The 25,915-nt window shown below is 66.2% G+C and carries 26 protein-coding genes, 1 tRNA gene and 1 riboswitch; of the genes, 10 read left to right on the forward strand and 17 right to left on the reverse strand.

Annotated features, from left to right (window positions below):
* Positions 1–14: 14 nt before the first annotated feature.
* From I6F21_RS12935 to I6F21_RS12955, 5 genes are all read right to left on the reverse strand, one after another.
* Positions 15–1,085: an ABC transporter permease gene (locus I6F21_RS12935; protein ID WP_192893049.1), complete on the reverse strand. Its 1,071-nt coding sequence runs from the start codon at positions 1,083–1,085 to the stop codon at positions 15–17.
* Positions 1,085–1,843 carry an ATP-binding cassette domain-containing protein gene (locus I6F21_RS12940; RefSeq protein WP_109145592.1) on the reverse strand — a complete coding sequence of 253 codons (759 nt, stop codon included), beginning with the start codon at positions 1,841–1,843 and terminating at the stop codon, positions 1,085–1,087. Before I6F21_RS12940 ends, I6F21_RS12935 begins: the two co-directional genes overlap by 1 nt.
* Before the next feature lie 13 nt (positions 1,844–1,856).
* The gene (xylA, locus tag I6F21_RS12945) at positions 1,857–3,179 is read right to left on the reverse strand and encodes a xylose isomerase (RefSeq protein ID WP_057028438.1); all 1,323 of its coding nucleotides are present in this window, start codon (positions 3,177–3,179) and stop codon (positions 1,857–1,859) included.
* On the reverse strand, positions 3,180–4,631 hold the full coding sequence (gene xylB, locus I6F21_RS12950) for a xylulokinase (RefSeq protein WP_225183196.1): 1,452 nt from the start codon (positions 4,629–4,631) through the stop codon (positions 3,180–3,182). It abuts the gene before it with no gap.
* 85 nt (positions 4,632–4,716) lie between these two features.
* The gene (locus I6F21_RS12955; RefSeq protein ID WP_057028440.1) at positions 4,717–5,790 is read right to left on the reverse strand and encodes a LacI family DNA-binding transcriptional regulator; all 1,074 of its coding nucleotides are present in this window, start codon (positions 5,788–5,790) and stop codon (positions 4,717–4,719) included.
* Between the two features lie 110 nt (positions 5,791–5,900).
* Between I6F21_RS12955 and I6F21_RS12960 the strand changes: the two genes are divergently transcribed.
* Positions 5,901–6,428, forward strand: a complete 528-nt coding sequence (locus I6F21_RS12960) for a DUF1003 domain-containing protein (RefSeq protein WP_109142190.1) — start codon at positions 5,901–5,903, stop codon at positions 6,426–6,428.
* Between the two features lies 1 nt (position 6,429).
* On the opposite strand, the gene I6F21_RS12965 is transcribed toward I6F21_RS12960, so the two are convergent.
* Together I6F21_RS12965 and I6F21_RS12970 are read right to left on the reverse strand one after the other, a co-directional pair.
* Positions 6,430–6,903 (reverse strand): GNAT family N-acetyltransferase, encoded by a 474-nt coding sequence (locus I6F21_RS12965; RefSeq protein ID WP_225147442.1) that lies wholly within the window; start codon positions 6,901–6,903, stop codon positions 6,430–6,432.
* Between the two features lie 24 nt (positions 6,904–6,927).
* Positions 6,928–7,509, reverse strand: a complete 582-nt coding sequence (locus I6F21_RS12970) for an XRE family transcriptional regulator (RefSeq protein WP_074447667.1) — start codon at positions 7,507–7,509, stop codon at positions 6,928–6,930.
* A 170-nt stretch (positions 7,510–7,679) separates the two neighbouring features.
* Between I6F21_RS12970 and I6F21_RS12975 the strand changes: the two genes are divergently transcribed.
* Complete coding sequence (locus I6F21_RS12975) at positions 7,680–8,672, forward strand: alpha/beta hydrolase (RefSeq protein ID WP_225147443.1); 993 nt, start codon at positions 7,680–7,682, stop codon at positions 8,670–8,672.
* A gap of 4 nt (positions 8,673–8,676) precedes the next feature.
* On the opposite strand, the gene I6F21_RS12980 is transcribed toward I6F21_RS12975, so the two are convergent.
* A tRNA-Gly gene (locus I6F21_RS12980) sits at positions 8,677–8,750 on the reverse strand.
* 172 nt (positions 8,751–8,922) lie between these two features.
* On the opposite strand from I6F21_RS12980, the gene I6F21_RS12985 reads away from it, so the two are divergent.
* The 5 genes from I6F21_RS12985 to I6F21_RS13005 all read left to right on the forward strand — a co-directional run bounded on the left by I6F21_RS12985 (position 8,923) and on the right by I6F21_RS13005 (position 11,907).
* Complete coding sequence (locus I6F21_RS12985; RefSeq protein WP_225153241.1) at positions 8,923–9,501, forward strand: methylated-DNA--[protein]-cysteine S-methyltransferase; 579 nt, start codon at positions 8,923–8,925, stop codon at positions 9,499–9,501.
* A gap of 9 nt (positions 9,502–9,510) precedes the next feature.
* Positions 9,511–10,350, forward strand: a complete 840-nt coding sequence (locus I6F21_RS12990) for a helix-turn-helix domain-containing protein (RefSeq protein ID WP_036020435.1) — start codon at positions 9,511–9,513, stop codon at positions 10,348–10,350.
* Positions 10,351–10,408: 58 nt separating this feature from the next.
* Entirely contained in the window at positions 10,409–10,768 is a 360-nt protein-coding gene (locus tag I6F21_RS12995) for a VOC family protein (RefSeq protein ID WP_225140686.1), read from the forward strand.
* 150 nt (positions 10,769–10,918) lie between these two features.
* Positions 10,919–11,320 (forward strand): SRPBCC family protein, encoded by a 402-nt coding sequence (locus I6F21_RS13000; RefSeq protein ID WP_225183197.1) that lies wholly within the window; start codon positions 10,919–10,921, stop codon positions 11,318–11,320.
* A gap of 113 nt (positions 11,321–11,433) precedes the next feature.
* Positions 11,434–11,907: a hypothetical protein gene (locus I6F21_RS13005; RefSeq protein WP_225175113.1), complete on the forward strand. Its 474-nt coding sequence runs from the start codon at positions 11,434–11,436 to the stop codon at positions 11,905–11,907.
* On the opposite strand, the gene I6F21_RS13010 is transcribed toward I6F21_RS13005, so the two are convergent.
* The 3 genes from I6F21_RS13010 to I6F21_RS13020 form a co-directional block, all read right to left on the reverse strand.
* Positions 11,904–13,346, reverse strand: coding sequence for an MATE family efflux transporter (locus I6F21_RS13010; RefSeq protein WP_225134339.1), 1,443 nt, complete (start codon positions 13,344–13,346; stop codon positions 11,904–11,906). The two genes, I6F21_RS13005 and I6F21_RS13010, sit on opposite strands and share 4 nt — an antisense overlap.
* Positions 13,347–13,711: 365 nt before the next feature.
* Complete coding sequence (locus I6F21_RS13015) at positions 13,712–14,764, reverse strand: hypothetical protein (protein ID WP_225183198.1); 1,053 nt, start codon at positions 14,762–14,764, stop codon at positions 13,712–13,714.
* A 194-nt stretch (positions 14,765–14,958) separates the two neighbouring features.
* Positions 14,959–16,065: a 2'-deoxycytidine 5'-triphosphate deaminase gene (locus I6F21_RS13020; RefSeq protein ID WP_035996377.1), complete on the reverse strand. Its 1,107-nt coding sequence runs from the start codon at positions 16,063–16,065 to the stop codon at positions 14,959–14,961.
* A 110-nt stretch (positions 16,066–16,175) separates the two neighbouring features.
* Positions 16,176–16,255: riboswitch (SAM riboswitch) on the forward strand.
* 76 nt (positions 16,256–16,331) lie between these two features.
* Here I6F21_RS13020 and I6F21_RS13025 point away from each other — a divergent pair.
* Positions 16,332–17,519, forward strand: a complete 1,188-nt coding sequence (locus tag I6F21_RS13025) for an O-succinylhomoserine sulfhydrylase (RefSeq protein WP_225128479.1) — start codon at positions 16,332–16,334, stop codon at positions 17,517–17,519.
* Between the two features lie 114 nt (positions 17,520–17,633).
* Here the strand turns inward: I6F21_RS13025 and I6F21_RS13030 are convergent, their stop codons facing one another.
* Genes I6F21_RS13030 through I6F21_RS13040 form a run of 3 tightly spaced genes read right to left on the reverse strand, consistent with a single transcriptional unit; the run spans position 17,634 to position 20,671 of the window.
* A complete protein-coding gene (locus tag I6F21_RS13030) occupies positions 17,634–18,623 on the reverse strand; it encodes an SGNH/GDSL hydrolase family protein (RefSeq protein WP_225183199.1) in 990 nt (329 codons plus the stop codon).
* Positions 18,624–18,635: 12 nt separating this feature from the next.
* Entirely contained in the window at positions 18,636–19,415 is a 780-nt protein-coding gene (locus tag I6F21_RS13035; RefSeq protein ID WP_036020422.1) for a lipolytic enzyme, read from the reverse strand.
* Positions 19,415–20,671, reverse strand: coding sequence for an OpgC domain-containing protein (locus I6F21_RS13040; protein WP_036020420.1), 1,257 nt, complete (start codon positions 20,669–20,671; stop codon positions 19,415–19,417). The genes I6F21_RS13035 and I6F21_RS13040 overlap by 1 nt, the downstream gene beginning before the upstream one ends.
* Positions 20,672–20,865: 194 nt before the next feature.
* On the opposite strand from I6F21_RS13040, the gene apaG reads away from it, so the two are divergent.
* A complete protein-coding gene (gene apaG, locus I6F21_RS13045) occupies positions 20,866–21,258 on the forward strand; it encodes a Co2+/Mg2+ efflux protein ApaG (protein WP_024337101.1) in 393 nt (130 codons plus the stop codon).
* 188 nt (positions 21,259–21,446) lie between these two features.
* Here apaG and I6F21_RS13050 read toward each other — a convergent pair whose 3' ends face one another.
* The 3 genes from I6F21_RS13050 to I6F21_RS13060 all read right to left on the reverse strand — a co-directional run bounded on the left by I6F21_RS13050 (position 21,447) and on the right by I6F21_RS13060 (position 24,875).
* Positions 21,447–22,454 (reverse strand): Hsp33 family molecular chaperone, encoded by a 1,008-nt coding sequence (locus I6F21_RS13050; RefSeq protein ID WP_036020418.1) that lies wholly within the window; start codon positions 22,452–22,454, stop codon positions 21,447–21,449.
* 277 nt (positions 22,455–22,731) lie between these two features.
* Entirely contained in the window at positions 22,732–23,667 is a 936-nt protein-coding gene (gene argF / locus I6F21_RS13055) for an ornithine carbamoyltransferase (RefSeq protein ID WP_036001658.1), read from the reverse strand.
* Positions 23,667–24,875 carry an aspartate aminotransferase family protein gene (locus I6F21_RS13060; protein ID WP_036020415.1) on the reverse strand — a complete coding sequence of 403 codons (1,209 nt, stop codon included), beginning with the start codon at positions 24,873–24,875 and terminating at the stop codon, positions 23,667–23,669. Before I6F21_RS13060 ends, argF begins: the two co-directional genes overlap by 1 nt.
* A gap of 459 nt (positions 24,876–25,334) precedes the next feature.
* On the opposite strand from I6F21_RS13060, the gene I6F21_RS13065 reads away from it, so the two are divergent.
* Positions 25,335–25,847 carry a GcrA family cell cycle regulator gene (locus tag I6F21_RS13065; protein ID WP_036001664.1) on the forward strand — a complete coding sequence of 171 codons (513 nt, stop codon included), beginning with the start codon at positions 25,335–25,337 and terminating at the stop codon, positions 25,845–25,847.
* Positions 25,848–25,915 lie beyond the last annotated feature (68 nt).

Raw genomic sequence — 25,915 nt, forward strand, 5'->3', positions numbered from 1 at the left:
GAGATGTCGTCATGTCAGGTCATCCGCGAGCGGACGCGGTCGACCAGCACAGCCAGAATGATGATCACGCCGACCAGCGTCTGCTGCCAGTACGAGGAGACCTGGGCCAGCACGAGGCCGTTGCGGATCACCTCCAGCAGCACGCAGCCGACGATGGCCCCGAGCGGACCGCCGATGCCGCCGGCGAGATTGGCACCGCCGATCACGGCCGCCGCGATCACGTTGAGCTCGTAGGACATCGCCATGTTGGCCGGCGCCGATCCAAGCCAGCCGGAGATGATGATGCCCTGCAGGCCCGCGGCGAGCGCGCAGATCACGTAGACCTCGATCTTCACCCGCACCACCGGAATGCCGGTGAGCTCGGCCGCCTTCTCGTTGCCGCCGAGCGCAAAGACGTGGCGGCCGAACGAGGTGTGGTGCAGCACCACCGCCATGGTCAGCGCCAGGATCACGAGATAGATGAACGGCGCCGGCACGCCGAGCACGTCACCGGACGTGAGCGCATAGAAATAATCGGCGTCGGGCCCACCCGGGAAGCTGCCGCGTCCGTTGGAGACGACATAGCCGAGCCCGCGCACGATCGAGAGCATGCCGAGCGTGGTGACGAAGGGTGACAGGCCGAGCACGGCGATGCAGAAGCCGTTGACGAGGCCGGCAATCAGCGCGGCGCCGAGGCCGGCGAGGATCGAGACAAGCAGGATCAGCCCCGGAACATTGGCGAGCACGGTCTTGCCGTCGGCGGCCATGTGCACCAGCGGCGATCCGGGCGCCGACAGCTCGGTCATCACCATCGATGTGATCATGGCGGAAAAGCACATCATCGATCCCACCGACAGGTCGATGCCGCCGGTGATGATCACGAAGGTGACGCCGAGCGTCGCGATGGCGATGAAGGAAAAGTTCTTCGCCACGTTCTGCATGTTGCCCTGGGTGAAGAAGTAGGGGCTGGCGAAATGCATGATCACCAGCAGCACCGCCAGCGCGAGCAGGACGTAGCCGGTCTGCGAGGCGAAGATGCCGCGCTGCCACCACCTGATCTTGCCGACATTGGTGAAGCTGATCGGGGATTCCAAGGGCATGGCCATCACGCCGCCTCCTTCGCACCGGTGATGAGGGCGGTGACCTCCTCGGGGGAGGTCTGGTGAATCGACTTGTCGGCGCGCTTCTCGCCGCGCCGCATGACGACGACGCGGTCGCATACGGCGAACACGTCGGGCATGCGGTGCGAGATCAGCATCACGGCGACGCCCTGCTCCTTGAGCCGGTGGATCAGGCCGAGCACCTGCTCGACCTGGCGCACCGAGATCGCGGCGGTCGGCTCATCCATCATTACCAGCCGCGCATTGGAGAGCCGGGTACGCGCGATCGCGACCGCCTGGCGCTGGCCGCCCGACATCTGTCTGACGAGATCGTCCGGGCGCGTCTCCGAACGCAGCTCGCCGAACAGCTCCAGCGCGCGCGATGCCATCGCCTTGTGGTCGAGCAAGGCAATCGGTCCGAACCTGCGCTTCAACTCGCGGCCGAGGAAGACGTTGGCGGCGGCCGTGAGATTATCCGCCAGCGCGAGGTCCTGGTAGACGACCTCGATGCCTACGGCGCGGGCATCGACCGGCCGGTTGAAATGCACCGCGCTGCCGGCAAAGCGCATCTCGCCATGCGTGGGGCGGAAATTGCCGGCGATGATCTTCACCAGCGTCGACTTGCCGGCGCCGTTGTCGCCCATCAGGCCGACCACCTCGCCGGGCCAGACCTGCATATCGACGTCGTGCAGCGCGCGGATCGCGCCGAACTCCTTGCCGATGCCGGTGAGCTCGAGCACCGGCGTCGCGTCAGTCTTCGTCATCAGCGGCGTTTCCTCAGACATAGCGGTTGACCAGGGATTCCAGATATTCCTGCCGGCCCGAGCGCGGCTGCGGATCGAACCCGGGAGACATCGCACGGTCGGCGAGATCGGCGAGCGAGCGCTGGCCGCCGAGAATGGCGCGGCCCTCCGGGCTCGCCCAGCCCTCGTAACGTTTTGCGAGCGGCGCACTCAGCGTGCCGGCGTCGAGCATGTCGGCGGCGGCGAGGAAGGCCCGCGCACAGGCATCCATCGAGCCGACATGGGCATGGATGAGATCATCGGGATCGATCGACTGGCGGCGGATCTTGGCATCGAAATTGAGTCCACCCGTGGTGAAGCCGCCACGGTTCAGGATCTCGTGGAACACCAGCGCCAGCTCCGGCACGTTCATCGCGAACTGGTCGGTGTCCCAGCCGAGCAGATCGTCGCCGCGGTTGATGTCGAGCGAGCCGAACACGCCGAGCGCCTCGGCCAGCGCGACCTCGTGATGGAAGGAATGGCCGGCGAGGATGGCGTGGTTCTGCTCGATGTTGAGCTTGACGTCCTTGAGCAGGTCGTAGCGTTCGAGGAAACCGTAGCAGGTGGCGACGTCGAAATCATATTGGTGCTTGGTCGGCTCCTTCGGCTTCGGCTCGATCAGCAGCGGGCCCTTGAAGCCTATTTTGTGCTTGTGCTCGACGACGAGCGAGACGAAGCGGCCGAGCTGGTCGAGCTCGCGCTTGAGATCGGTGTTGAGCAGCGTCTCGTAGCCCTCGCGTCCGCCCCACAGCACGTAGTTCTGCCCACCGAGCCGGTGCGTCACCTCCAGTGCGGCACGGACCTGGCCGGCGGCATAGGTGAAGATGTCAGGGTCCGGATTGGTGGCCGCGCCCGCCATGTAGCGGCGGTGCGTGAACAGGTTCGCAGTGCCCCAGAGCAGGCGGACCTTGCTCGATGCCATCTTCTGCTCGAACAGATCGGCGATGGCGTTGAGGTTGGCGACGGACTCGGCGAGCGAAGCGCCCTCCGGCGCCGCATCGACGTCGTGGAAGGTGAAGAAGGGGACGTCCAGCAGGCGGAACAGCTCGAAGGCGGCATCGGCCTTGGCGCGGGCCATCGCCATCGCGTCGGTGCCGTGGTGCCAAGGCCGCAGGAAGGTCTCGCCGCCGAAGGGATCGCCGCCCGGCCAGCAGAACGAATGCCAATAGCAGACCGCAAAGCGCAAGTGATCCTCGAGCCGGCGGCCATGCACCAGGCGGTCCTTGTCGTACCAGCGGAAGGCGGGCGCGCCTTCGGCCTCCTTGCCGCCGAAGGCGACGGGTGCACTTGCATCGAAGAATTTGGCTGGCGCGTTCACTTAAGGTTCCTTCAATGCGGGATAAAGCGCGCGCCATCGCCGATAGGCCTCGTCATAGGCCGCAGCGACGGACGGGCGGGGTGTGAAGCTTGCAAGCCTGCGCGGGCGCGTGCAGACGTCCGCGGGGTTCTCGCCGGTCGCAGCGAGCCGGCCGAGCCGCGCGGCGCCGAGCGCGGCGCCGACCTCGCCTTCCTCGACGCGGTGGACGGGCATGCCGAGCACGTCGGCGCAGATCTGCGCCCATAGCGGCGAGCGCGAGCCGCCGCCGACGAAATCGACCTCGCCGATCGGCCCGCTGGCTGCGCTCAGCGCCGCCAGATTGTCGCGCGCGGCAAAGGCGACGCCTTCGAGCACGGCCTGCACGATCTCTGAACGCCCGGCCGCGCCGCGCAGGCCGACGAAAGCGCCGCTGGCGGCGGCATCGTTGTGCGGCGTGCGCTCGCCGTCGAGATAAGGCAGGAACTGGACCGTGCCAGGTGCATCGACGCGCTCGCCGAGCGGCGCCAGGAGCGCTGCGGCCGGCGTCTCCATCACGCCGGCCAGCCAGGCGAGCGAAGCTGCGGCCGACAGCATCACGCCCATCTGGTGCCAGAGGCCGGGCAGCGCGTGGCAGAAGGCATGCACCGCCGAAGCCGGCGCGGGGGCGAAGCGATTGGTGACGCGGAACAGGACACCCGACGTTCCCAGCGACAGGAAGGCATCGCCCGGCGCGATGGCGCCGAGCCCGATCGCGCTGGCCGCATTGTCGCCGGCGCCGCCCGCGACCACGACATTTTTCGCCATGCCCCAGCGCTGCGCGTATTCAGGCGCGAGCACCGCGCTCACCGCACTGCCCTCGACGAGGCGCGGCATGTGGTGCAGATCGAGCCCGGTGGCATGCAGCAGCAGCGCGGACCAGCGCCGCAGGCCGACGTCGAGCCACAGCGTGCCTGACGCGTCCGACATGTCCTCGACCATCTCGCCGGTGAGGCGATAGCGGACATAGGCTTTCGGCAGCAGCACCTTTGCCACGCGGTCGAAGATCTTCGGCTCGTGCCGTGCCACCCAGAGTAGCTTCGGCGCGGTGAAGCCCGGCATCGCGAGATTGCCGGCAATCGCGTGCAGCGAGGGACAGCGCCGCTCCAGCGCGGCGCATTCGGCCTGCGAGCGGCCGTCGTTCCAGAGGATGGCCGGACGCAGCGGCCGGCCGTCCTCGCCAAGCAGCGTCGCGCCGTGCATCTGACCCGACAGCCCGATGCCGCGCACCTGCGCAACCTCGCGCGGATGGCGCGCGGCGAGATCGTCGACGGCGCCGACGGCCGCATCGACCCAGGCGTCGGGATCCTGCTCGGACCACAGCGGCGCCGGGTGCGACAGCGCAAGCTCGCGCGCCGCCGTCGCGGTCACCGCGCCGGCTTCGCTCACGAGCACCGCTTTCACACCGGATGTGCCGATGTCGATCCCGAGATACAAATCGTCCTCCCTTTCGCCTGCCGCGGGAGAGCGATCTTGCGTCGCTTTTCCCCGCTGGCGGTCCCGTTTCCAAGTTCACCTGCCGCTAGGGCAGATTGTCCCGCATCACGATGTCGATCCGGATCTTCTCCTGTTCACTCAAGATCGGCTCGCCGCGGGCGAGCGCGAGCAGCACGCGGACGGCCGCGCGCGCTTCATGTCCGGGGTTCTGCGAGATCGCGGCATCCATCACGCCCTGCAGCAGCAAGCGGCGGGTCAGCGCGGTGACGTCGTGCCCGACGAACACCACCTGCTTGTCGCGCCCGGCCGCGCCGGATGCCTTCGCGTTCTGGGCCTTGTCGTTCAGCGCTTTGGCGACGCCCTGCGTGCCGGCGCCGACGTTGTAGAGGCCGACGATGTCGCCATGCTTGCCAAGCAGCCGCGCCAGCAGCTGCTCCGAACGATCGTCCTCGTCGCGCCCTTCCAGCACCGGCAGCACGCTGAGATCGGGGAATTCCGACGCCATCACCTGGTTGAAGCCGAAGATGCGCTCGGCATGATCGCGCAGGCCCTGCGAGCCCGCGATGATCGCGACCTTGCCGGACCTCTGGCCGACCAGGCGCCCGACCAGCGCGCCGGCGGTGCGGCCCGCGGCGATGTTGTCGATGCCGACATAATGGTGGCGGCGCGAGGACGGCACATCCGAGACCAGCGTCACGACCTTGGCGCCGGCGTCGACGAGGTCGTTGATGGCGGCGCGGACGCTCGGATGGTCCAGCGCCACCACGGCGACGCCGTCATAGTCGCCCGACAGCGCCTCGAGCGAAGCCGCGAGCGCGGCGGGCTCGAACACGTCGGTGGCGATCATCTCGACATTGAGGCGGCGGGCCGACAGCCAGGCCGCCATCTCGCCGAGATAGGCCTCGATCTGCTGCATGAACGGGTTCGAGCCCGACGGCATCACGAAGGCGAAGCGGCGGGCCCGGCCGCGCGCGAGCTCGGCGGCGGCCACATGCGGCTGGAACGAATTGCGCGCGATGGCGTCCTTGACGCGCCGGACCGTGTCGGGGCGGACCCCCGGCCGGTTGTGCAGCACGCGATCGACCGTGGCGAGGCTGACACCGGCCTCGCGGGCGATGTCCTTCAGCGTCAGCACAGTCGGGGCGAGGGTCTCGGCCATGGCTGAAGGCTAGCAGAGGTGTTTTGAGGTACGCAACTCATTTGATGAGGGGATCGGTCTTTTTGCTTCCCCTTACAGGAACGGCTTCCCCGGCGGGCCGTTGCCGGGGCGTGCATAACGACATCACCCATGATTCCGGCGAGGGGCTGAGCCCGACGCTCGAGCGCAACATCCAGGCACTGGTGGCGCGGCGGCGCCGTGAGCAGCAGGCGGCACGCGGCCAGGACAAGGTCGCGGACGCGATCACGGCCTTCACCGGCAGCATGATCTTCGTCTACCTGCACCTCGCCTTGTTCGGGTTCTGGATCATCGCCAACCTGCATTGGATTCCGGGAATTCCGGCCTGGGACGAGAGCTTCGTCATGCTGGCGATGATCGCCTCGGTGGAGGCGATCTTCCTCTCCACCTTCGTGCTGATCTCGCAGAACCGCATGACCGCGGCGGCCGACAAGCGCGCCGATCTCGATCTCCAGATCAGCCTGCTCGCCGAGCACGAGCTGACCAAGGTGGCCCGCCTGCTCACTCAGGTCGCCGAGCGGCTCGACGTCAAGCCGGACGCGGAGCGCGACCTGCAGGAGGCGGCCCGGGACATCGCCCCCGAGCGCGTGCTCGACAAGATCGAGGAGACGCGCTCTTGAGCTATTCGCGCTCTGGCGCCGACAAGTCGAGCGTCAGGTACAGGCTGTTGGGGTCCTCGACATAACCTTCGAACGGGCCGCATGCGACGAAACCGTGCGCCAGATAGAGTGCGTGTGCCGGCTTGAAATAGTCCCACGAGCCGGTCTCGAGGCTGAGCCGCGTCATGCCGCGCCCGCGGGCTTCCGCGATGATGTGGCGCAGCATCTGGCCGCCATAGCCGCGCCGGCGCGCGGTCTGCAGCGTGTGCATCGACTTGACCTCGCCGTGGCCAGTCGAAAGCGTCTTCAACGCGCCGGTGGCGACCAGCGTCTCGCCGTCCCAGCCGGTCCAGAACGCGACCTCTGGCGCACGCAGGCCCGCGAGATCGAGCGCATGGGCGCTGCCCGGCGCCGTCTGCGCCCGCGCGGCCGTGACGTGATGATCGAGCAGCGCGACGACGCGCGCATCAGAGGTGTCGCCGGTCCGGATCTGCATCGTGCTCGTCTCCACGTCCTGCCCTCACATCTTGCCGTAGGACGCGCCGCGCCTGACGATGATGACATAGCGCGCGTCCTGCTTGGTTTCGTTCTCGAAGATCACGGCGCGCATCACGTCGAAATCCAGACAATCGCCCTCGCGCAGCCGCACCGCCTTGGCGTCGATATGCACGGCGATGGCGCCCTCCAGCATCAGGAGCTGCTGGGTGAAGGCGTTGCGGCCCCACGGGCTGTAGGAGACGCGCGCGCCGGCGGGAAGGTCGACCACGATGATCTCGATGCCGCTGGCCGCATCCGGCGGCGAGGCGTGCCGCCGGCGATAGCCGCTGTCGGGGTCGCGCCAGAGCGGCTGGTCCGCCAGCCGCACCAGGCGCTCCGGCGGCTTCTCGGCGAGCGCGACGACATCGCTGAGCGTGACGTCGAGCGCCGCGCAGAGCTTGTTGAGCAGCGCCGCCGTCGCACTGCTCTGTGCCCGCTCCACCCGCCCGATCATGGCCCGGCTGACGCCGGAGCGGCCTGCAAGCTCGTTCAACGTCATTCCGGCCTGCGTCCGCAGCGTCTTCAGGCGCCGACCGATGGCGCGATCGAGTTTTTGCTGGTCCATGGGTTTCATCCGAACATCGCCCGATACGAGGACCGCATCCGCCGGGGTGAGAGAAGCTTAGCGCGCGCGGAGGCACACGCCGGGAGCGGCAGTCCAATATATTAGAAATTTTGCGCAGGCCGTACGCCCGATTAGGATGCGCCCCAACCACAAAAAATCGGAGGCGACGAATGGATGGCCCGACGCAGCGGAGGATCAAAGCCAACGGCATCAGCCTCAATGTCGCCGAGCAGGGCGACGGGCCTATGGTGCTGCTCTGCCATGGCTTTCCGGAAGGCTGGTACTCCTGGCGGCATCAACTCGAGGCGCTGGCGGCGGCTGGCTACCACGCGGTCGCACCGGATATGCGCGGCTACGGAAAGAGCGACCGGCCCGGAGCGATCGATCAATACACGATCCTCCATATGGTCGGCGATCTCGTCGGCGTGCTCGACGCGTTCGAGGCAAAGGACGCCGTCATCGTTGGACATGACTGGGGCGCGACAATCGCTTGGCACACGGCGCGCCTGCGGCCCGATCGCTTCCGGGCCGCCGCGATCCTCAGCGTACCGTATCGGCCGCGCAGTCCCGTGCGGCCGACGAGCGTCATGCCGCAGACGGCGGATGCGCAGTTCTATCAGCTGTACTTCCAGGAGCCAGGTATCGCCGAAGCGGAGTTCGAGCGGGATCCTCGCGCAACGCTCGGCGCCATGCTCTTCGGCGGCTCCGGCGAAGGGGCGACCGCGATCCGCGCCAATGCCGAGCGTCAAGGGCGGACGGTCGCCGCCGGCATGGTCTCCCGAAAGGACGGCATGCTGCCGAAGGTGCCGGTGCCGCTTCCGTCGTGGCTGAGTGCCGCCGAGCTCGACCACTACGCTGCCGAATTTGCGCGCAGCGGCTTTCGCGGGCCGCTCAATTACTACCGAAACATCGATCGCAATTGGGAGCTGATGGCAGCATTCGAGGGCATGCAGGTGGTGGTGCCCTCGCTCTTCATCGCCGGCGACCATGACATGGTCATCGCCTTCCCCGGTGCCGCCGAACATCTCGCCAACATGAAGCAATGGGTGCCGCAGCTGCGCGACATCAAGATGCTGCCCGGCTGCGGACATTGGACGCAGCAGGAGCGGCCGGCGGAGGTGAACGCGGCGATCGTCCAGTTTCTGAGAAGCCTGCCTAACTAAGGGCTGGAGCGGGCGAAGGGAATCGAACCCTCGTATGCAGCTTGGGAAGCTGCCGTTCTACCATTGAACTACGCCCGCGATGCGCGCTTTGCGCCCCTCTTGATTAGCCGAGACGGCGCCTGCCGCCAAGCGGTTTGGCGCGACCAGCGGGGCGGTTGTTAACGTCCTGATAAGATTCCAGGTGCGCCGGATTGTGGCGGTGTTATGATCGCTTCTCCGGGGAGAAACGTGCACTGAGTGGGGCGTGTGCATGGTGGGGCGGGCTTACGCGATATTCGATACGGCCATCGGCCGTTGCGGCATCATCTGGAGCGGCACCGGCGTGGTCGCCGTGCAATTGCCGGAGGCGCGGGAGATCGACACCCGCCGCCAGATTTTCCAGGTCCATCCCGAGGCGCGGGAGCAGCGCCCGTCCGAGAATGCCGAGCTTGCGATCGAGGGCATCACGGGCCTGCTGCAGGGTCACGATCCCGATTTTTCCGAGGTCAGCCTGGACGCCGGCGGGGTGCCCGGCTTCAACCGGCGCGTCTACGAGTACACCTGCAGCATTCCGCGCGGGGAGACACGCACCTATCACGAGGTCGCCCGAGCGCTCGGCGCCTCCGGCGCGTCCTATTCCGTGGCGCAGGCGATCGCGAAGAATCCCTTCATGCTGATCGTGCCCTGCCACAGGGTGCTGGAGGCTGGCAATTACACCGACCGGCTCTCGCCTTACGGCGGCGTGATCTCGAAGCGGCGGCTGCTGGCGCTTGAAGGCGCCCATCCCGTCGCCAGCAAGACCTTGTTCGAAGTGCTGCTGCCGGTTGCTCCGCCCCGTGCCCCTACCTAAATAGGCGGCATGCACGCCACCACGTTGCTGACGACGCCCTCGATCACGGCTTCCGAGTTTCGCTGCGATGCGGGACCGGACGACAGGCCGTTTGCGGAATGCCGCACCGGCCATTCCATCGCCTATGTGCGCTCCGGCAGCTTCGGCTGCCATTGCCGCGCCGGCTTCTTCGAGCTGGTGGCGGGCTCGATGCTGATCGGCGCCCCCGGCGAGGAATACACCTGCACGCATGAGCACGTGTCCGGCGACGTCTGCCTCGGCTTCTTCTTCAGCGAGGACCTGGTCGACGCCCTCGGCGGGCGGCGCGAGGTCTGGCAGATCGGCGCAACGCCGCCGCTGCCCGAGCTGATGGTGCTGGGCGAGCTGGCCCAGACGGCAGCAGAAGGCAACAGCGATCTCGGCCTCGACGAGATCGGCCAGATCCTGGCCGGCCGTTTTGTCGACGCCGTCTCGGGCAAAGCGCGCAAGCCGGCCACTCCCACCGCACGCGACCGCCGCCGCGCGGTGGAGGCGGCGCTGTGGATCGACGATAACTCGCATGCCGAGCTCGACCTCGAGCAAGCAGCCAAGCAGGCGGGATTGAGCCCGTTTCATTTCCTGCGGCTGTTCTCGGCCGTGCTCGGTGTCACCCCGCATCAATATCTGGTGCGCTCCCGGCTGCGCCACGCGGCACGGCTGCTCGCTGACGAGGACATCGCCGTCACCGATATCGCCTATGACGTCGGCTTCGGCGATCTCTCCAATTTCGTCCGCACCTTCCATCGCGCCGCCGGCGTGTCGCCGACCAAGTTCCGGCAGGCGTCGAAGGGGGAGCGCAAGATTCTCCAAGAGCAGCTTGCCCTCAACTGACTAGGGTCGTCTCCGGCGCGTGCCCTTCGCGGCACGCTTCTTCGCAATGGAGACGAACATGTACGACCACATCGGATTGCGCGTTGCCGACCTCGACGCCGCCACGCGCTTCTACAGCGCGGTGCTGGCGCCGCTCGGTTTTGTCCTGTGCTCGAGCGGCGACGGTTATGCCGGTTTCGGGCCGAAGGGCGAGCCGGCGCTGTGGCTGCACCTGAACAAGGGCCGCAAGGCAGATGGCGTCCACATCGCCTTCCGCGCCGGGGATCATGATGCGGTCAAGGCATTTCACAGCGAAGGCCTCAGGAGCGGCGGCCGCGACAATGGCGGCGCCGGCCCGCGCAGGGATTACAGCCCGACCTATTACGCGGCGTTCCTGATCGATCCTGATGGTAACAATGTCGAGGCGGTTTGCGCGTGAGCGCTAGCCACTCGCTCCGTCATTGCGAGATCGCGTAGGGTGGGCAAAGCGTACCGTGCCCACCAATTGCTCGCGACAACGCCCGATGAATGGTGGGCACGGCGCGCGAAGAGCGCGCCTTTGCCCACCCTACGCATTCCAGGAGAGATCATGGCCTCCATCCACAACGACGTCTCCCTCCCCGCCTCCGCGCGCGACGTCTGGGACGCCGTGCGCGATTTCGGCGCGCTGCATCGGCGGCTGGTGCCGGGCTTCGTCACGGCGTGCACGCTCGACGGTGATGCGCGCATCGTCACCTTCGCAAACGGCTCGGTGGCGCGCGAGGTGCTGATCGATTGCGACGATGCGCGGCGGCGCCTGGTCTATGCCATCAGCAACGAGCGGCTGAGGCATTACAGCGCCTCGGTTCAGGTCATCGCCGAGGGCAAGGCGAGCTGCCGCCTCGTCTGGATCATCGACATGCTGCCGAACGAGCTCGCGCCTTACGTTCAGGGGCAAACCAAGGAGGCGGTGGCCGCCATGCACAAGGCGTTTCCGCCCGCTTCGGCCTGATCATTCACTGTGAGTTGTCTCACAGAAGCCCGTCCTCGACCGCCCTAACCATGCCCTCGTGCGTCCGGTCGGCTCCGCTCTCCCGGCGGCGCCACGCACGCGAGGAGCATGCAATGAGAGGTGCGGACAAGGTGATCTGCCAGGCGGCCGCGGTGCTGCTGCTGTTTTCAATCTCGAGCGTGCCGGCAAAGGCGCAATTCCTCGGCGGCGGAGGAGCCGGCGGCGAGGACATGATGACCCAGATGGCGCCGATGCTGGAGATGATGAAGGCGAAGATGGGCAAGCGCCGCTTCGCCATGCTGATGCAGACCATGGGCCCGATGATGAGCCGCATGATGGAGAACGGCGGCGGGCTCGGCGGCTTGATGGGCGGCGGCAATTTCGGCGGCGGATTCGGTGCACCGAGCTATGGCGGCTACACCCCGATGGGCGGCGGCACCATGCCGGTCGGGATCGGCAGCATGGGCGGCGGCGACATCATGGGCATGCTCGGCGGCACCGGTGGCAGCAACATGATGGCGATGATCCCGCAATTGATGCGTCTCGCCAATACCGGCGGCGGCCATCGCCGCCACAAGCGTCGCTAGTCCGCAGCCGAAAGCGCCGGCTTGATCGCAGGCTTCGTCTCGCGCGGTCCCCAGCGTGTCAGCACGACGCTGGAGCACGACAAGAGGCCGAGCACGACCATCGAGCTCGCGGCGAGCCAGAAGAAGCTCTGCGCGCTGGCGCCGTGCCTCGACAGCCACCAGCCGATTCCGGCGATGTAGATCAGCCGCGCGGTCTGCGCCAGCACGGGCCCGATCACCTTGGCCGCGCCTTGCGAGGAGAAATACATCGTCGTTGCCAGGCCGAAGAAGGCGTAGAACGGCCCGACCGTCGAAAGATATTGATGGCTCGCCGCGCGCACCGCCACACTGTCGGTGAACATGTTGACCCAGAGATCGGGGAAGATCGCAACGAGGCACGCCGGCACGCCGACCGCCACGAAAGCAGCAACGCTGGCGGTCCAGGCGATGCGCCGGGCCCGCGCGATGCGGCCGGCGCCGATCGCCATCCCGACCATCGGCACGCAGGCGATGCCGAACGAGAATGCGATCGAGGTCAGCAGGAATTCGAGCCGCGCGCCGACGCCGTAGCCGGCGAGGATCGCAGTGCCGAACTGCGCCAGCATGTGCGTGAAGATCGAGATCGTCAGCACCGATTGCAGCGGCGAGAAGCAGGCGATGGCGCCGACCTTGAGGATGTCGAAGAACATCGCCCATTGGATGCGCAGGCCGCGCAGCTTCAGCGTGATCCGCGCGCGGCCGGAGAACAGGTACCAGCTCATGATGCCGATGTTCATAGTGTAGGCGATCAGCGCGCCAGCGGCGACGCCGCGCATGCCGAACTGCGGCACTGGCCCGAGCCCGAGACCGAGCGTGCCGCCGAGCACGATCTGCCAGGCCGCGGAGTTGAGGATCAGGAACGACGGCAGCTTCATGTTGCCGGTACCGCGCAAGATGCCCGCCATGGTGTTGAGCAGCCAGGGCAGCACGGCGCCGCCGAAGAACACCTGCGTGTAGGCGATCGCATGCGTCAGCACATCGCCGCGGCCGCCGAGCATCTCGAGCAGCCTCGGCCCGAAGATCAACATGCCCAGCATGAAGACGAATCCGAAGCTGATGCCGATGAGCATCGCGTGCACGGCCAATGTGCCGGCGCGCTCGCGATTGCCGGCGCCGAGCGCACGCGCGATGGCCGAGGCCACCGCGCCGCCCATGGCGCCGCCGGACATCGTCATGGTCAGAATGATCGTCGGAAACACCAGCGCCATCGCCGCCAGCGCCTCGACGCCGAGCCGGCCGACATAGGAGGTCTCGGCGATCACCACGCAAATGCCGGCCGACAGACCGATCGCGTTCGGCCAGGCGAGCGACAGCAGCGTGCGCAGAATCGGCCCCTCGGTCAGGGCGCTTCTGATCGGCGGCGGAGGCGGCGGCAGTGGGCGCTCTTGCTCATCGACCGGGATTTCGGCGATGTCGGACATGTCCTCTCCCGGGCGCAGGCGCCGTTTGCAGCGCAGCAATCACTTGGTGTGCCAATGGCGTCGTTCGCGCGAATGGCGCGGCTGAGGCGTGTTAGCACGGCGTGCTCCGATTCTGCCTGCGCCCGATGCAGGCGTGCCCTGCGGCAGCGCATTTCAAGCGGTGGAATTCGTTCTTCTCCCTCTCCCCGTTCTTACGGGGCCGCGACGAGCCTTGCTCGCGCCGAGAGCGTCGGGGTGAGGGGCTCTATTCGCGAAGACGGCGAGAGCTGGACTCGCGGAGACTCCCCCTCATCCGGATTGCATCTTCGATGCAATCCGACCTCTCCCCGCAAGCGGGGCGAGGTGAGGCCCGCTGCGGCCGTCGCCTAACCGATGGTCCACACCAGCGGTGGGCGCCCGCCTACCGCGGTGCGCATCTGCACGCCGATGTGCCGGCCGCAGCCTGCGGCGAGCCCTTCGAACAATCCCTCCAGCACCTTGGCGCAGGCGCGATGATAATCGGCGACGTCGTCCATCAGCTTCCAGCTCTGCTGCCGGATCTCGAACGTGCCTTCCGATTGCGTCATCTCGGCCGCATCATCCTGCGCGGCGAGCAGCGCGTTCAGGAACGATGCGAATTCTCGCGCTCCGCCGCGGGTCGTCGCCAGCGCCGCGGCGACCTCGTCGAAATATTGCATGCCGATCAGCTTGCCGGTGAGGTGCAGCAGATAGCCGGCATCCTCCGGGCCGAACAGCTGCACCATCACGGGCGCGGCGGTGCGGACATATTCCATCGCGTAATTGCGATAGGCCTTTTCCAGCCGCGGTCTTGGCCAGCTCGCGACCGGCAAGGCGGGCGCCGTCTTCGCATCGAACAAAGGTGCTTCGAGGTGGCGCGCGAACACGAGGCGCTGGTCGAGCTCGAGCGGATGGTCGTAGAGATGGTAATAGCCTTCGAGCCCGTCCTGGCCGTCGACGCTCTGCTTGGTGCAGACGAAGCCGAGCCTGAGGTCGCCGAGGGCCGCGCCATTGTTGGCGTGCCAGCCGCGCAGCATGGCGCGTGAGACTTCGCCCGGCACGCCACAGATCGCAGTGCCCTTCCAGATCCAGCGCGGCGGCGGATAGCGGATCCAAGCCTTGGTGTCGCTCTCGTACATGTATTCGACATGAACGCCGCCGATCCAGTTGGAGAGATAGTGGTATTGCGCAGCCGCGACCGCCGGCGGCAGATGGTCGATCCCGAGCTTGCTGAGCCCCGGCAGGAAACGCTCCTGCTGCTGGCGACGAAACACGCGGAAGACGAACTCTGCGGCATCCGCCGTGCCGCGGCGCGTGACGACGGTGAGGATCAGCCCGGTGAAGTAAGCGTGATAGAGATCGGCGACGGCGCGCCAGCGCTTCCATTGCGCGTGCTGCGCGAGGTCTGGTGCGATAGTCATGTTCGCTCCCGGCTTGTTGTTTTGCGGGAGTGTGTCATCGCGGATCGGGTGACGCAACCGGACGCGCTCTCGGTGTTATCGCCCGCGAAGGCGGGCGATCCAGTACTCCGAGATGGTCATGCTTGAATCGAGAGGCCGCGGCGTACTGGATTCCCCGCCTCCGCGGGGAATGACAGCGGTGGGTGAGGTTAGCACTACACCCTGAAATGCTTGCTGAGCTTCAGGCCTTGCGCCTGGTAATTCGAGCCGATGCGCTGGCCGTACATCGCGTCGGGGCGGGCCAGCATCTTCTCGTAGACGAGGCGGCCGACGATCTGGCCGTGCTCGAGGATGAACGGCACCTCGCGCGAGCGCACTTCCAGCACGGCGCGCGATCCCAGCCCGCCAGCGCCGGCATAGCCGAAGCCGGGATCGAAAAAGCCGGCATAGTGCACGCGGAATTCGCCGACCAGGGGATCGAACGGCACCATCTCCGCGGCGTAGTCGGGAGGCACCTGCACCGCTTCCTTGGAGGCGAGGATGTAGAACTCGCCGGGGTCGAGGATCAGGCTGCCGTCGGGACGCGCCGAGATCGGCTCCCAGAAATCCTCCACCGCGTAGCCGGCGCGGCGGTCGACATCGACGACGCCGGTGTGGCGCTTGGCGCGGTAGCCGACGAAGCCGCTCGCCTTCTCGCCGGAGAGATCGACCGAGACGGCAACGCCGCCCGAGAGATCGGCATCGTCGATGTCGACGAGACGCTCGCTGGCGTGGAGCGCATCGAGCTCGTCGGCATTGAGGATGGCATCGCCGGTGCGGAAGCGCACCTGGCTGAGACGCGAGCCCTCGCGCACCAGCACCGGAAACGTCTTCGGGCTGATCTCGGCATAGAGCGGGCCGTGATAGCCGGCGCCGATCATGTCGAAGCGACGGGTGCCGTCGGCGATCACGCGGGTGAAGACGTCGAGCCGGCCGGTCGAGCTCTTCGGATTGGCGGCAGCGACGATCTCCGGCGGCAGCGCCAGACTCTCGAGCAACGGCACGATGTAGACGCAGTTGGTCTCGAGCACCGCGCCGTCGGCGAGGCTGAACTCGTGCAGCTTCAGCTCGTCGATGCGCTCGGCCACGGTGGCACCGGGCCCGGGGAGGAAGCTGGCGCGGACCCGATAGGCTATGTCGCCGAGGCGCAGATCGAGGCTCGCCGGCTGGATCTGGCTCTCGACGAAGTCGTAGGCGGGCAGGATGAGACCTTCTTCCGCCATCGCCGCGATCATGCGGTCGGGCAGGATACCATTGGCGTCGGCGGCGACCGTGAACGTCAACCGGGGGTCCTCATTAGGGGTCGAGTGCATCCGGACATGCCGGAAATACAAGTCTTTTACGGCTATCCGATGGACGCCTTGACGGAAAGGGCATTGCGGAATATGAGCATCACTTATCCCGTGGTGATTTGAGCCGGCCGGCTTGCAGCCACGTTAAATAAGTCGCTAAACAGGCCGGGGACCTCTGTGATCCCGGCCCGTGGAGATATCCAGGCCGGTTTTTTTGTGACCGTTTTCGCCTCGACGGTCATCTCGGAGAGGGTCCTATGTCGAAGTCGTCTGCTGCCTATCGCCCCGAAACCCGCCTGGTCCATTCCGGCACCCTGCGCTCGCAATATGGCGAGACCTCGGAGGCGCTATTCCTGACGCAAGGCTATGTCTACGCCAGCGCGGAGGAGTGCGAGGCACGGTTCAAGGGCGAGGATCCCGGCTTCATCTATTCGCGCTATTCCAACCCGACGATTGCGATGTTCGAGCGCCGCATGATCGAGCTCGAAGGCGCCGAGGCCGCGCGCTCGGCGGCAACCGGCATGGCGGCGGTGACGACCGCGATCCTGGCGCCGCTCAAGGCCGGCGATCACGTGGTCGCCTCCCGCGCGCTGTTCGGCTCCTGCCTCTACGTCATCCAGGACCTGTTGCCGCGCTACGGCATCGAGGCCACGCTGGTCGACGGGCTCGATCTCGACCAGTGGCAGCGCGCGCTGAGGCCCAACACCAAGACGTTCTTCCTGGAGAGCCCGACCAACCCGACGCTGGACGTGCTCGACATCCCCTCGATCGCCGAGATCGCGCACAAGGGCGGCGCGCGGCTCGTCGTCGACAACGTGTTCGCGACGCCGATCTGGCAGAGCCCGCTCGCGCTCGGCGCCGACGTCGTCGTCTACTCTGCGACCAAGCACATCGACGGCCAGGGCCGCTGTCTCGGCGGCATCATCCTGTCCTCCGAAGCCTTCATCGCCGAGCACATCCACAATTTCATGCGCCAGACCGGCCCGTCGATTTCGCCGTTCAATGCCTGGGTCCTGCTCAAGGGCCTGGAGACGCTGGGCGTGCGCGTGCGCGCGCAGACCGACACGGCCGCGCGCGTCGCCGAGGTGCTGGCGAGCCATCCGAAGATTTCGCGGCTGGTTTATCCCGGCCGCGCCGATCATCCGCAGGCGGCGCTGGTGAAGAAGCAGATGCGCGGCGGCTCGACGCTGGTCGGCTTCGAGGTGAAGGGCGGCAAGGCGGCGGCGTTCCGTGTGCTCAACGAATTGAAGCTTGCCAAGATCTCCAACAATCTCGGCGACGCCAAGAGCCTCGTCACGCATCCGGCGACGACGACGCATCAGCGCCTCAAGCCGGAAGACCGCGCCGCGCTCGGCATCAGCGAGGGCTTCATCCGCTTCTCGGCGGGGCTGGAGCACGCGGATGACCTGATCGAGGATCTCACCGCGGCGCTGGAGAAGGCGTGAGGGAAGCGAGGTCTCGTAGAGTGGATTAGCCGAAGGCGTAATCCACCTCTGCTGCATCCGCGGAGATAGACAGTGGTGGGTTACGGCTTCGCCTAACCCACCCTACGCACCCTCTCACATCGGCCGGTACGTTCTCACGTCGGCGGGCACGCTCACACCGAGCTTGATCTGGCCGACGGAGCGGATGATGTCGTCGCCGAGCAGCTGGGCGAAGCAGGCATAGCCCCAATCGTTCATGTGCAGGCCGTCGGCGATGACGAAGCCCTCGACCGGGATCGACTGGTTCTCGTGCCAGTCGCGCATCACCTCGAAGCGCGGGAAAATGCCGACCTTGCGGAGCTCGGCGACGTTGCCGAGCAGCTTGATCATCTTGCCGGCGCTCTCCTTGCGCTGGTTGACGGCCGGCGAATATTGCGGATCGACCAGCACGATGTCGGTGCCGCCGGCGGCCTGAATGCGGCTGATGCCGTCCTCGACCAGCTTGGCCGTATCGGCAGGATCGAGATTGCGCAGCACGGCGTTGGTGCCGACCTGCCAGATCACGAGATCCGGATGCCTGTCGATCACCTGCGTCTGCAGACGCTTCATCATCTCGGGGGCGTCCTCGCCGCCGACGCCGGCATTGATGACGCTGATGTCGGCAGTCGGATAGTGCCGGCGCAGCTGCGCGGCGAGACGATTGGGGTAATTGAACTCCGGCGAGCTCGCGCCGAACCCTTGAGTCGACGAGGAGCCGAACGCGACGATGACGACGGGCTGGCCGGCGGCCAGCTTGCTCGCGACATGCGGCAGCGAGCCCATCGCCTTGGAGCCGCCCTTCGGCGGCAGGCAGGGCACCCGGCTGAAGATGTCGGCGGCGGACTTCGCGACCTCCTTCACCTTGTCGATGGCGCGCGAGGTGACGCCGCGCTGCTCGGGCGACCTCGCGGCGACGGTGGTCTGGGACGGCGCAGCGGGCGCGGGATCAGGCGACTGGGCGGGTGCGGGGGTCGCCGGCTGTGCAGCCGGCGTCTGCGCATGCGAGGCGGGCGTCAGCAACAACAGCACTGCTGTTGCAGGCACGGCCAGCCATGACGTCAGGCAAAAAGGGCGGAGAGAACTCATTAACGCTAGACCTCAATTTTGCTGCTGGGCCGGCTCCAGATGAGCAGCGTCAATCACGAACTGTGCCAACGCCCGGCCAAGGCAATCATGGACCTGCTTCGCCAGCTCAGGCCCGCGGGACGGGTTGAACAGGTCGAACTGACCCTGTTCATTCCACTGCCGCATGATCGCGAAACGATCGAACAGCGGGATGTCGTGCTCCTGTGCCACGACGCGCATATTATCGAGAAAAGGCTGCGCCGAGATCATGGTCTCGGTGCGCGGGCTATATTGCAAATTCATCAAGACGACGTCCGCCCCTGCCTTTTGCAACGCAACAACCCCGTCGGTCACCGCGCTACGAAATTCGTCGGGATCGATGGATCGGATAGCATCCACGGTCCCGGTCTGCCAGATGACCAAAGTAGGCGTTTTTGCTTCCATCAGCTTAACGAAGGTGGACGCGGTCTCCTCTGCCGTTTTCTTGCTCTGTATTTCTACGGAGACGTGCACCGGCTCGGAGGGCGGCAGTTTCTCCTTGAGGATCGCCTCCATGCGCGCCGGATAGGAGCTGCTCTCCGACGACGGAATCGTGGTCGAGCGGCTGCCGATCACCAGGATGTCGAGCGGTTTGCCGGCCTTGATCGCCTCGGCGACCTTGGGCAGCTGGCTTTCGCTGGTCAGCAGATAGGACGGCAGTTCGCAGGCCGCAGGCATAGGGGATGCGGCAGACGCGGCATCGCCCGCGCGCGCCGTGGGCGCGGCGAGGTTACCGCATAGCAGGACCAGGCTCAGGAGAACCTTCGCCTTCATCAGCCCCCTCCCGCCAGATCGGCGTTGCCGACGGCGTTTTTGGTTTTCGCACCGCTCTTGTCAGCCACACGCTTGTACCACGAAATGACCCAGGCCACCCCCCACATGATCAGGATTCCGGAGAGGCTAATCAACGCATGCATGACCGGCCCGCCGGAGATTTCGGCGAGGACGAAATGGCCGGCAAAGGCCAGGAAGACGCCGAGGCAGAAGATCTCGAGCGAATGCTGACCACATAGAATCAATGGTCGCAGCCAGCGCGATTTCAAGCCCGGCCAGTCGCGGGGCAGGAAGCGTACGGTCAGCGCCGCCAGCGCCAGGAAGTGCGCGAAGCGCAGCACGTCGAGGTCGGTCTTGTCGATCGGATACATCCATTGTTCGATCTGCTTCGGCATGAACTGGGAGAGCTGGGGCACGTACCAGGTCAAGGTCACGTAGAACGCCGCGATGAGATAGGCGATCGAGATCCACATCGTCACGGGCGAGGCCAGGATGCCCGACATGCGACGCGCACCTCCGAGCGCGCACCAGGCACCGAACACGAACAGCAATTGCCAGGCGAAAGGATTGAAGGCCCAGAAGCCGTTCGGATAGGCCGACAGGTAAAGGTCGTACTCCCAGGTCACCGCGTAGAGCAGGACCGACAGCCCGAGCGTGACGTCCGGCCGCCATTTCATCGACCACAGGATCAGAGGCAGCGCCAGCATCAGCACGATGTAGAGCGGCAGCACGTCCATGTTGACGGGACGGAAGCGCAGCAGCAGCGCTTGCACGATGGTGACGTCGGGCTGCTTGAGGAAGTCCATGATGCCCATCTCTTCGGTGTAGAGCGGGTTCTCGAACCTGGTCGCCACATAGGAGATCTCGGCGAGAAAGATCGTGAACAGGAAGACGTGGGCGACGTAGATCTGCCAGACCCGGCGCAGGATGCGCGCGGTGGCGATGAGAACGCCGCTCTCCAGCATGGCCCGGCCATAGACGAAGGCCGCGGTGTAGCCGGAGATGAAGATGAAGATCTCGGTGGCGTCGCTGAGGCCGTAATTGCGGATCGTGAACCAGGTCAGCAGACTGGGCGGCAGATGGTCGATGAAGATCAGCCACAGCGCGAGCCCGCGGAACAGATCGAGCCGGAGCTCGCGCTCGCCGATGGCGGGCAGCGTGATGGCCGGTGCCGCGGCGCGCGCCTTGGTCCCCGCAGGCTTGGCGCCCGCGGTTCCTGCGATGGTCGATCCCGTCACTTGGTCGGCAATGGTCATCGGGGCCTGGAAACCGTTCCGCAAATCGCGACGTCGAAGCAGTGTAATGGTCCGGGTGTCGTCTCGCAAAGCGCGCGGATCACATAAGGGTGTCTCCCTCGGTGGTGTGCTTTTCCTCCAATTCTGGCGGGACGATGTCGCCAAAGCCGCCGGCGGGGTTTGGTTCCCGAGGCGGATTCGGTATGATGACAGCCATGTACCGCGCCGTGACCCGCCAGATCGAAGTGACCGTCGAGCCGAACTTTGTTCCGGAGCAATCGTCGGCCGACCGCTCGCGCTACTTCTGGTCCTACACCATCGTCATCACGAATTCGGGCGAGGAGACCGTGCAGCTCAAGACACGGCACTGGATCATCACCGATGCCTCCGGCCGCCAGCAGGAGGTGAAGGGCGAAGGCGTGGTCGGCGAGCAGCCGATCCTCGCCCCCGGCGAACGCTTCGAATACACCTCCGGCGTGCCGCTCTCGACCGCCTCGGGCTTCATGACCGGCCGCTACCAGATGGTCAGCGAAACCGGCGAGCGTTTCGAGATCGACGTGCCGACGTTTTCGCTGGACAGCCCCGACAACAAGCGGGTGTTGAATTAGAGAGGCGAGTTCGCCGTAACACTCACAACTGTCATGCCCCGGCTTGACCGGGGCATCCAGTACGCCGCGGCCTCTCGTTTCGATCAGCATCGTCTCGGAGTACTGGATCGCCGGATCAAGTCGGGCGATGACACCGCGCGTGTGGCACTGCTCCACTCGACATTGCGAGTGCAGCGACGCGGGTAGGCTCAGGCGTCCTCGACGCCCGCCTCGTGCGGCGTGAACTGGTACACCGACGAACAGAATTCGCAGGTGACGACGACCTTGTCGTCCTTGACCATGGCGGCGCGGTCGTCGTGCGAGAAGCTCTTGAGCATCGCGGCGACCGCATCGCGCGAGCAGGAGCACCGCGCCTCGAGCACCTGCGGATTGAACACACGCACGCCGCGCTCCTGGAAGAGGCGGTAGAGCAACCGCTCGCCGGAGAGCTCGGGATCGATCAGCTCGACGTCTTCGACCGTCTCGATCAGCGAGCGTGCCTCGACCCAGGCATCGTCTTCCGCGACGCTGTGCACCTCGGTGCCGTCGGGCGCATCGCCGGGATGCAAGTCCGCCTGCCGCGCGCGCTCCGGCGCCTTCGGCAGAAATTGCATCAGCATGCCGCCGGCGCGCCAGCGATGCTTGCCGCCGTCGCTCGAGCGCCACTCCTCGCCGACCGCGAGGCGCACGCGCGTCGGGATCTGCTCGGAGCGCAGGAAATATTCGTGGGCGGCGTCTTCCAGGCTGCCGCCGTCGAGCGCAACCAGGCCCTGGTAACGGCTCATGTCGGGGCCCTGGTCGATGGTCATGGCGAGATGGCCGCGGCCGAGCAGCGTGCCGGAATCCTTGGCCGTGCCCAGGCGCGAGGCGTCAAAGCGCGCATAGGCGCGCAGGCGGTCCGGGGCCTTGTAGTCGACCACCAGGAACGACACCGGACCGTCGGTCTGGGCCTGAAGAATGAAGCGGCCCTCGAATTTCAGCGTCGAGCCGAGCAGCGTCGTCAGCACGATGGCCTCGCCGAGCAGCTTGCCCACGGCTGCGGGATAATCGTGCTTGGTGAGAATGTCGTCGAGCGCGGGGCCAAGCCGCACCAGGCGCCCGCGCACGTCAAGCGCGTCGACCTCGTAAGGCAGCACGGCGTCATCGATCGGAACCGATGATGGCGCGCGAACCGGGCCTTCAGGCCCGGTGTTCATGTCAGGAGATTGGGAAACCATGGCGCTTTATCTGGGGTCGGAGGGCGGAAATGGAAGGGGCGCGTTCCGGATGCGATGAGGGTGCACAACGCTACAGCAAGCTCGGTGTCGTCCCGGGGCGCGCAACGCGCGAGCCCGGGACCCATAACCACAGGACCACGTCATCGAGCGAGATGGCAACTCCGAGTCTTCGCCAAACGACTTCCTGTGGTTATGGGTCCCGGATCTGCGCGCGCTTTTGGCGCGCTTGTCCGGGACGACAATTGCGTGTGAGGCCGCAGCGGGGCCTCTGGCGGGCCTACTTCACCGCGTCGAAGCACCAGGCCAAGATGCCCTTCTGCGCGTGCAGGCGGTTTTCGGCCTCATCGAACACGACCGATTGCGGCCCGTCGATCACCTCGTCGGTGACCTCCTCGCCGCGATGGGCCGGCAGGCAATGCATGAACAGCGCATCTCGCTTCGCCAGCGACATCAGCTTGGCATTGACCTGGTAGGGCTTGAGCACGTTGTGGCGGTGCTCGCCCTCCTTGTCGCCCATCGACACCCAGGTGTCGGTGACGACGCAATCGGCGCCGCGCACGGCGGCTTCCGGATCGGTGCCGAGCACGATCGGCGCGCCCGTCGCCTTGATCCAGTCGCGCATGGCCTTTTTCGGTGCGAGCTCCGGCGGCGTTGCGACATTGAGCTGGAATTTGAAGCGCTCGGCGGCATGGGCCCAGGACGCCAGCACGTTGTTGTCGTCGCCGGTCCAGGCCACCGTCTTGCCCTCGATCGGGCCGCGATGTTCCTCATAGGTCATGAGGTCGGCCATCACCTGGCAGGGATGCGAACGCCGCGTCAGGCCGTTGATGACGGGCACGGTGGCGTTGGCCGCAAGCTCCAGCAGCGCATCATGGTTGAGGATGCGGATCATGATGGCGTCGACATAGCGCGACAGAACCCGCGCGGTGTCGGCGATGGTCTCGCCGCGGCCGAGCTGCATCTCGGCGCCGGTGAGCATGATCGCCTCGCCGCCGAGCTGGCGCATGCCGACGTCGAACGAGACGCGGGTGCGGGTCGAGGGACGCTCGAAGATCATCGCCAGCGTCTTGCCTTCGAGCGGCCTGACCGGCTGCTGCGCCTTCTGCTTCGCCTTCATCGCCGAAGAGGCGGCGAGCATGCTCTTGAGCTCCGAGAGCGGCAGCTCGTTGATGTCCAGGAAGTGCTTGGGGGCTTTGTTGGGCGTCGTGCTCATCAGCTTGCCGCCCGCTTGGTCTGGCTGGAGGAGATCGCAGCGCAGGCGCGCTCTAACCGGCCGACGCTGTCCTCGATCTCCGCTTCCGTGACGATCAGGGGCGGCAGGAAGCGCACGACATTGTCGCCGGCCCCGACGGTGAGCAGCTTTTCGGCGCGCAGCGCCGCGACGAGATCGCCCGAGGGCACCACCGCCTTGATACCGATCAGCAGGCCCTCGCCGCGCACCTCGCTGACGATTTCGGGATGACGATCGATCACGGAGGCGAGCTTCTGCTTGAGCAGCAGCGACATCTTCTGCACGTGGTCGAAGAAGCCGGGCTTGAGCATGACGTCGAGCATGGCATTGGCAGCCGAGATCGCGAGCGGATTGCCGCCGAAGGTCGAGCCGTGCGAGCCGGGCCCCATGCCGGCCGCCGCGTCCGCGGTCGCCAGCACCGCGCCGATCGGAAAGCCGCCGCCGAGCGCCTTGGCGAGCGACATCACATCCGGTGTGACGCCGGTGCGCTTGTAGGCAAAGAGCTCGCCGGTGCGGCCCATGCCGGTCTGCACCTCGTCGAAGGCGAGCAACAGGCCGCGCTCGTTACAGAGTTCGCGCAGCGCCCTCAGGAAGGCGTGAGGTGCAGAACGAACGCCACCCTCGCCCTGGATCGGCTCGATGAGAATGCCGGCGGTGTGCGGACCGATCGCCTTCTTCACGGCGTCGAGATCGCCGTGCGGCACCTGATCGAAGCCGTCCATCGGCGGACCGAAGCCCTCGAGATATTTCGCAGAGCCGGTGGCGGCGAGCGTCGCCAGCGTGCGGCCATGGAAGGCACCCTCGAAGGTGATCATGCGGTAACGCTCCGGATGCCCCTTGGAGAAGTGATGGTGGCGCACCAGCTTGATCACGCCTTCCAGCGCCTCGGCGCCGGAATTGCAGAAGAACACGAAGTCCGCAAAGCTCTCATTGCAGAGGCGGCTTGCGAGCTTCTCGCCGTCAGGGCTCTGGAACAGGTTCGACATGTGCCAGAGCTTGGTCGCCTGCTCCTGCAACGCCTTGACCAGCGCGGGATGGACATGGCCGAGCGCATTCACCGCGACACCCGAGGTGAAATCGAGATAGCGATCGCCGTTGGTCGCGATCAGCCAGCAGCCTTCGCCGCGCTCGAAACCGAGGTCGGCCCTGGCGAAAACGGGGAGCAAATGCGGCGCTGCGCTGTTAGTCATGACGTCACTTGAATGTTGCGGACGGTGTGAGGCATGCATTGCGCGACGCACCATCGACCGGCCCCGGAAAACGAAACGTGCCGCCTTTTAAGGGCGGCACGTGGCACTATCTTATGCCTGGCAAGACGGGTGTCAATGCCGCCCGGAAAGCCTCGCGAAACGCTGATTCCGTAGTCTTGCGGTGCCGATTTTGCGGGTTTTTCACCACGGAACATGTGGAAGCGAGTCGGCGGACTCTTGCGCGGGAGTCACGCCATATTGTAGCGTTTGGACTGTCAGATACGACATCTCGTGCAGCAGTTCTGATCCCAGAAGTCCTCATGTACCGGCGTAAACGTTCGGGCGTCTTGAGCGCGCCCGGCGAGCCTTAAGGGATTCTGACGGCACGGGTTTTTCAAGGCTAAAGCATTCGCTGCGAAGGCCCCAGGATGGCAGGCCCGCAGCGAGGGAAAGGGTGCAATGACGGTTTTGACCTGGTCCGATGATCGCGTCGAGCAGCTGAAGAAGCTCTGGGAGGCCGGACTTTCGGCCAGCCAGATCGCGGCGGAGCTCGGCAATGTGACCCGCAATGCCGTGATCGGCAAGGTGCACCGGCTCGGCCTGTCCGGCCGCGCCAAGAGCCCTTCATCGGCAGCGCCGCGGCCGCGCAAGGCACGGCCCGCGCAGCATATGATGCGGGTGACCCGCCCCGTCGCGCGCGGCAACACCGCGTTGGCGCAGGCCTTCGAGGTCGAGTTGGAAGCCGAGCCGGTTACCTACGACAACGTGGTGCCGATGAGCCAGCGGCTGTCGCTGCTGGAATTGAACGAGGCGACCTGCCACTGGCCGGTCGGCGATCCCTCGAGCCCGGATTTCTTCTTCTGCGGCGGCAAGGCGCTCTCCGGCCTGCCCTATTGTGCCCAGCATTCGCGCGTGGCCTATCAGCCCGCAGCGGATCGCCGTCGCGCAGCACCGAAACCGGGCACGCGGTGAGCTTGCGGAATTCCCTGATCGCCAAGCTTTGATCGCCAAGCTTGATCGCCAAGACTGCAGCCGCCACA

Origin of the sequence: Bradyrhizobium sp. NBAIM03 (assembly GCF_020194055.1) — a bacterium.
Lineage (GTDB): Bacteria > Pseudomonadota > Alphaproteobacteria > Rhizobiales > Xanthobacteraceae > Bradyrhizobium > Bradyrhizobium yuanmingense.

Bases quoted from the DNA above. Each gene is read 5' to 3' on its own strand.
- I6F21_RS13060 (WP_036020415.1), bottom strand. From the start codon at position 24,875: ATGACTAACAGCGCAGCGCCGCATTTGCTCCCCGTTTTCGCCAGGGCC.
- I6F21_RS13025 (WP_225128479.1), top strand. From the start codon at position 16,332: ATGTCGAAGTCGTCTGCTGCCTATCGCCCCGAAACCCGCCTGGTCCAT.
- I6F21_RS12935 (WP_192893049.1), bottom strand. From the start codon at position 1,085: ATGGCCATGCCCTTGGAATCCCCGATCAGCTTCACCAATGTCGGCAAG.
- I6F21_RS13035 (WP_036020422.1), bottom strand. From the start codon at position 19,415: ATGAAGGCGAAGGTTCTCCTGAGCCTGGTCCTGCTATGCGGTAACCTC.
- I6F21_RS13065 (WP_036001664.1), top strand. From the start codon at position 25,335: ATGACGGTTTTGACCTGGTCCGATGATCGCGTCGAGCAGCTGAAGAAG.
- I6F21_RS13010 (WP_225134339.1), bottom strand. From the start codon at position 13,346: ATGTCCGACATCGCCGAAATCCCGGTCGATGAGCAAGAGCGCCCACTG.
- I6F21_RS13005 (WP_225175113.1), top strand. From the start codon at position 11,434: ATGAGAGGTGCGGACAAGGTGATCTGCCAGGCGGCCGCGGTGCTGCTG.
- I6F21_RS12955 (WP_057028440.1), bottom strand. From the start codon at position 5,790: ATGGCCGAGACCCTCGCCCCGACTGTGCTGACGCTGAAGGACATCGCC.
- I6F21_RS13040 (WP_036020420.1), bottom strand. From the start codon at position 20,671: ATGACCATTGCCGACCAAGTGACGGGATCGACCATCGCAGGAACCGCG.
- apaG (WP_024337101.1), top strand. From the start codon at position 20,866: ATGTACCGCGCCGTGACCCGCCAGATCGAAGTGACCGTCGAGCCGAAC.
- argF (WP_036001658.1), bottom strand. From the start codon at position 23,667: ATGAGCACGACGCCCAACAAAGCCCCCAAGCACTTCCTGGACATCAAC.
- I6F21_RS12940 (WP_109145592.1), bottom strand. From the start codon at position 1,843: ATGACGAAGACTGACGCGACGCCGGTGCTCGAGCTCACCGGCATCGGC.
- I6F21_RS13050 (WP_036020418.1), bottom strand. From the start codon at position 22,454: ATGGTTTCCCAATCTCCTGACATGAACACCGGGCCTGAAGGCCCGGTT.
- I6F21_RS12970 (WP_074447667.1), bottom strand. From the start codon at position 7,509: ATGGACCAGCAAAAACTCGATCGCGCCATCGGTCGGCGCCTGAAGACG.
- I6F21_RS12990 (WP_036020435.1), top strand. From the start codon at position 9,511: ATGCACGCCACCACGTTGCTGACGACGCCCTCGATCACGGCTTCCGAG.
- I6F21_RS13000 (WP_225183197.1), top strand. From the start codon at position 10,919: ATGGCCTCCATCCACAACGACGTCTCCCTCCCCGCCTCCGCGCGCGAC.
- I6F21_RS13015 (WP_225183198.1), bottom strand. From the start codon at position 14,764: ATGACTATCGCACCAGACCTCGCGCAGCACGCGCAATGGAAGCGCTGG.
- I6F21_RS13030 (WP_225183199.1), bottom strand. From the start codon at position 18,623: ATGAGTTCTCTCCGCCCTTTTTGCCTGACGTCATGGCTGGCCGTGCCT.
- I6F21_RS12975 (WP_225147443.1), top strand. From the start codon at position 7,680: ATGGATGGCCCGACGCAGCGGAGGATCAAAGCCAACGGCATCAGCCTC.
- I6F21_RS12985 (WP_225153241.1), top strand. From the start codon at position 8,923: ATGGTGGGGCGGGCTTACGCGATATTCGATACGGCCATCGGCCGTTGC.
- I6F21_RS12965 (WP_225147442.1), bottom strand. From the start codon at position 6,903: ATGCAGATCCGGACCGGCGACACCTCTGATGCGCGCGTCGTCGCGCTG.
- I6F21_RS12995 (WP_225140686.1), top strand. From the start codon at position 10,409: ATGTACGACCACATCGGATTGCGCGTTGCCGACCTCGACGCCGCCACG.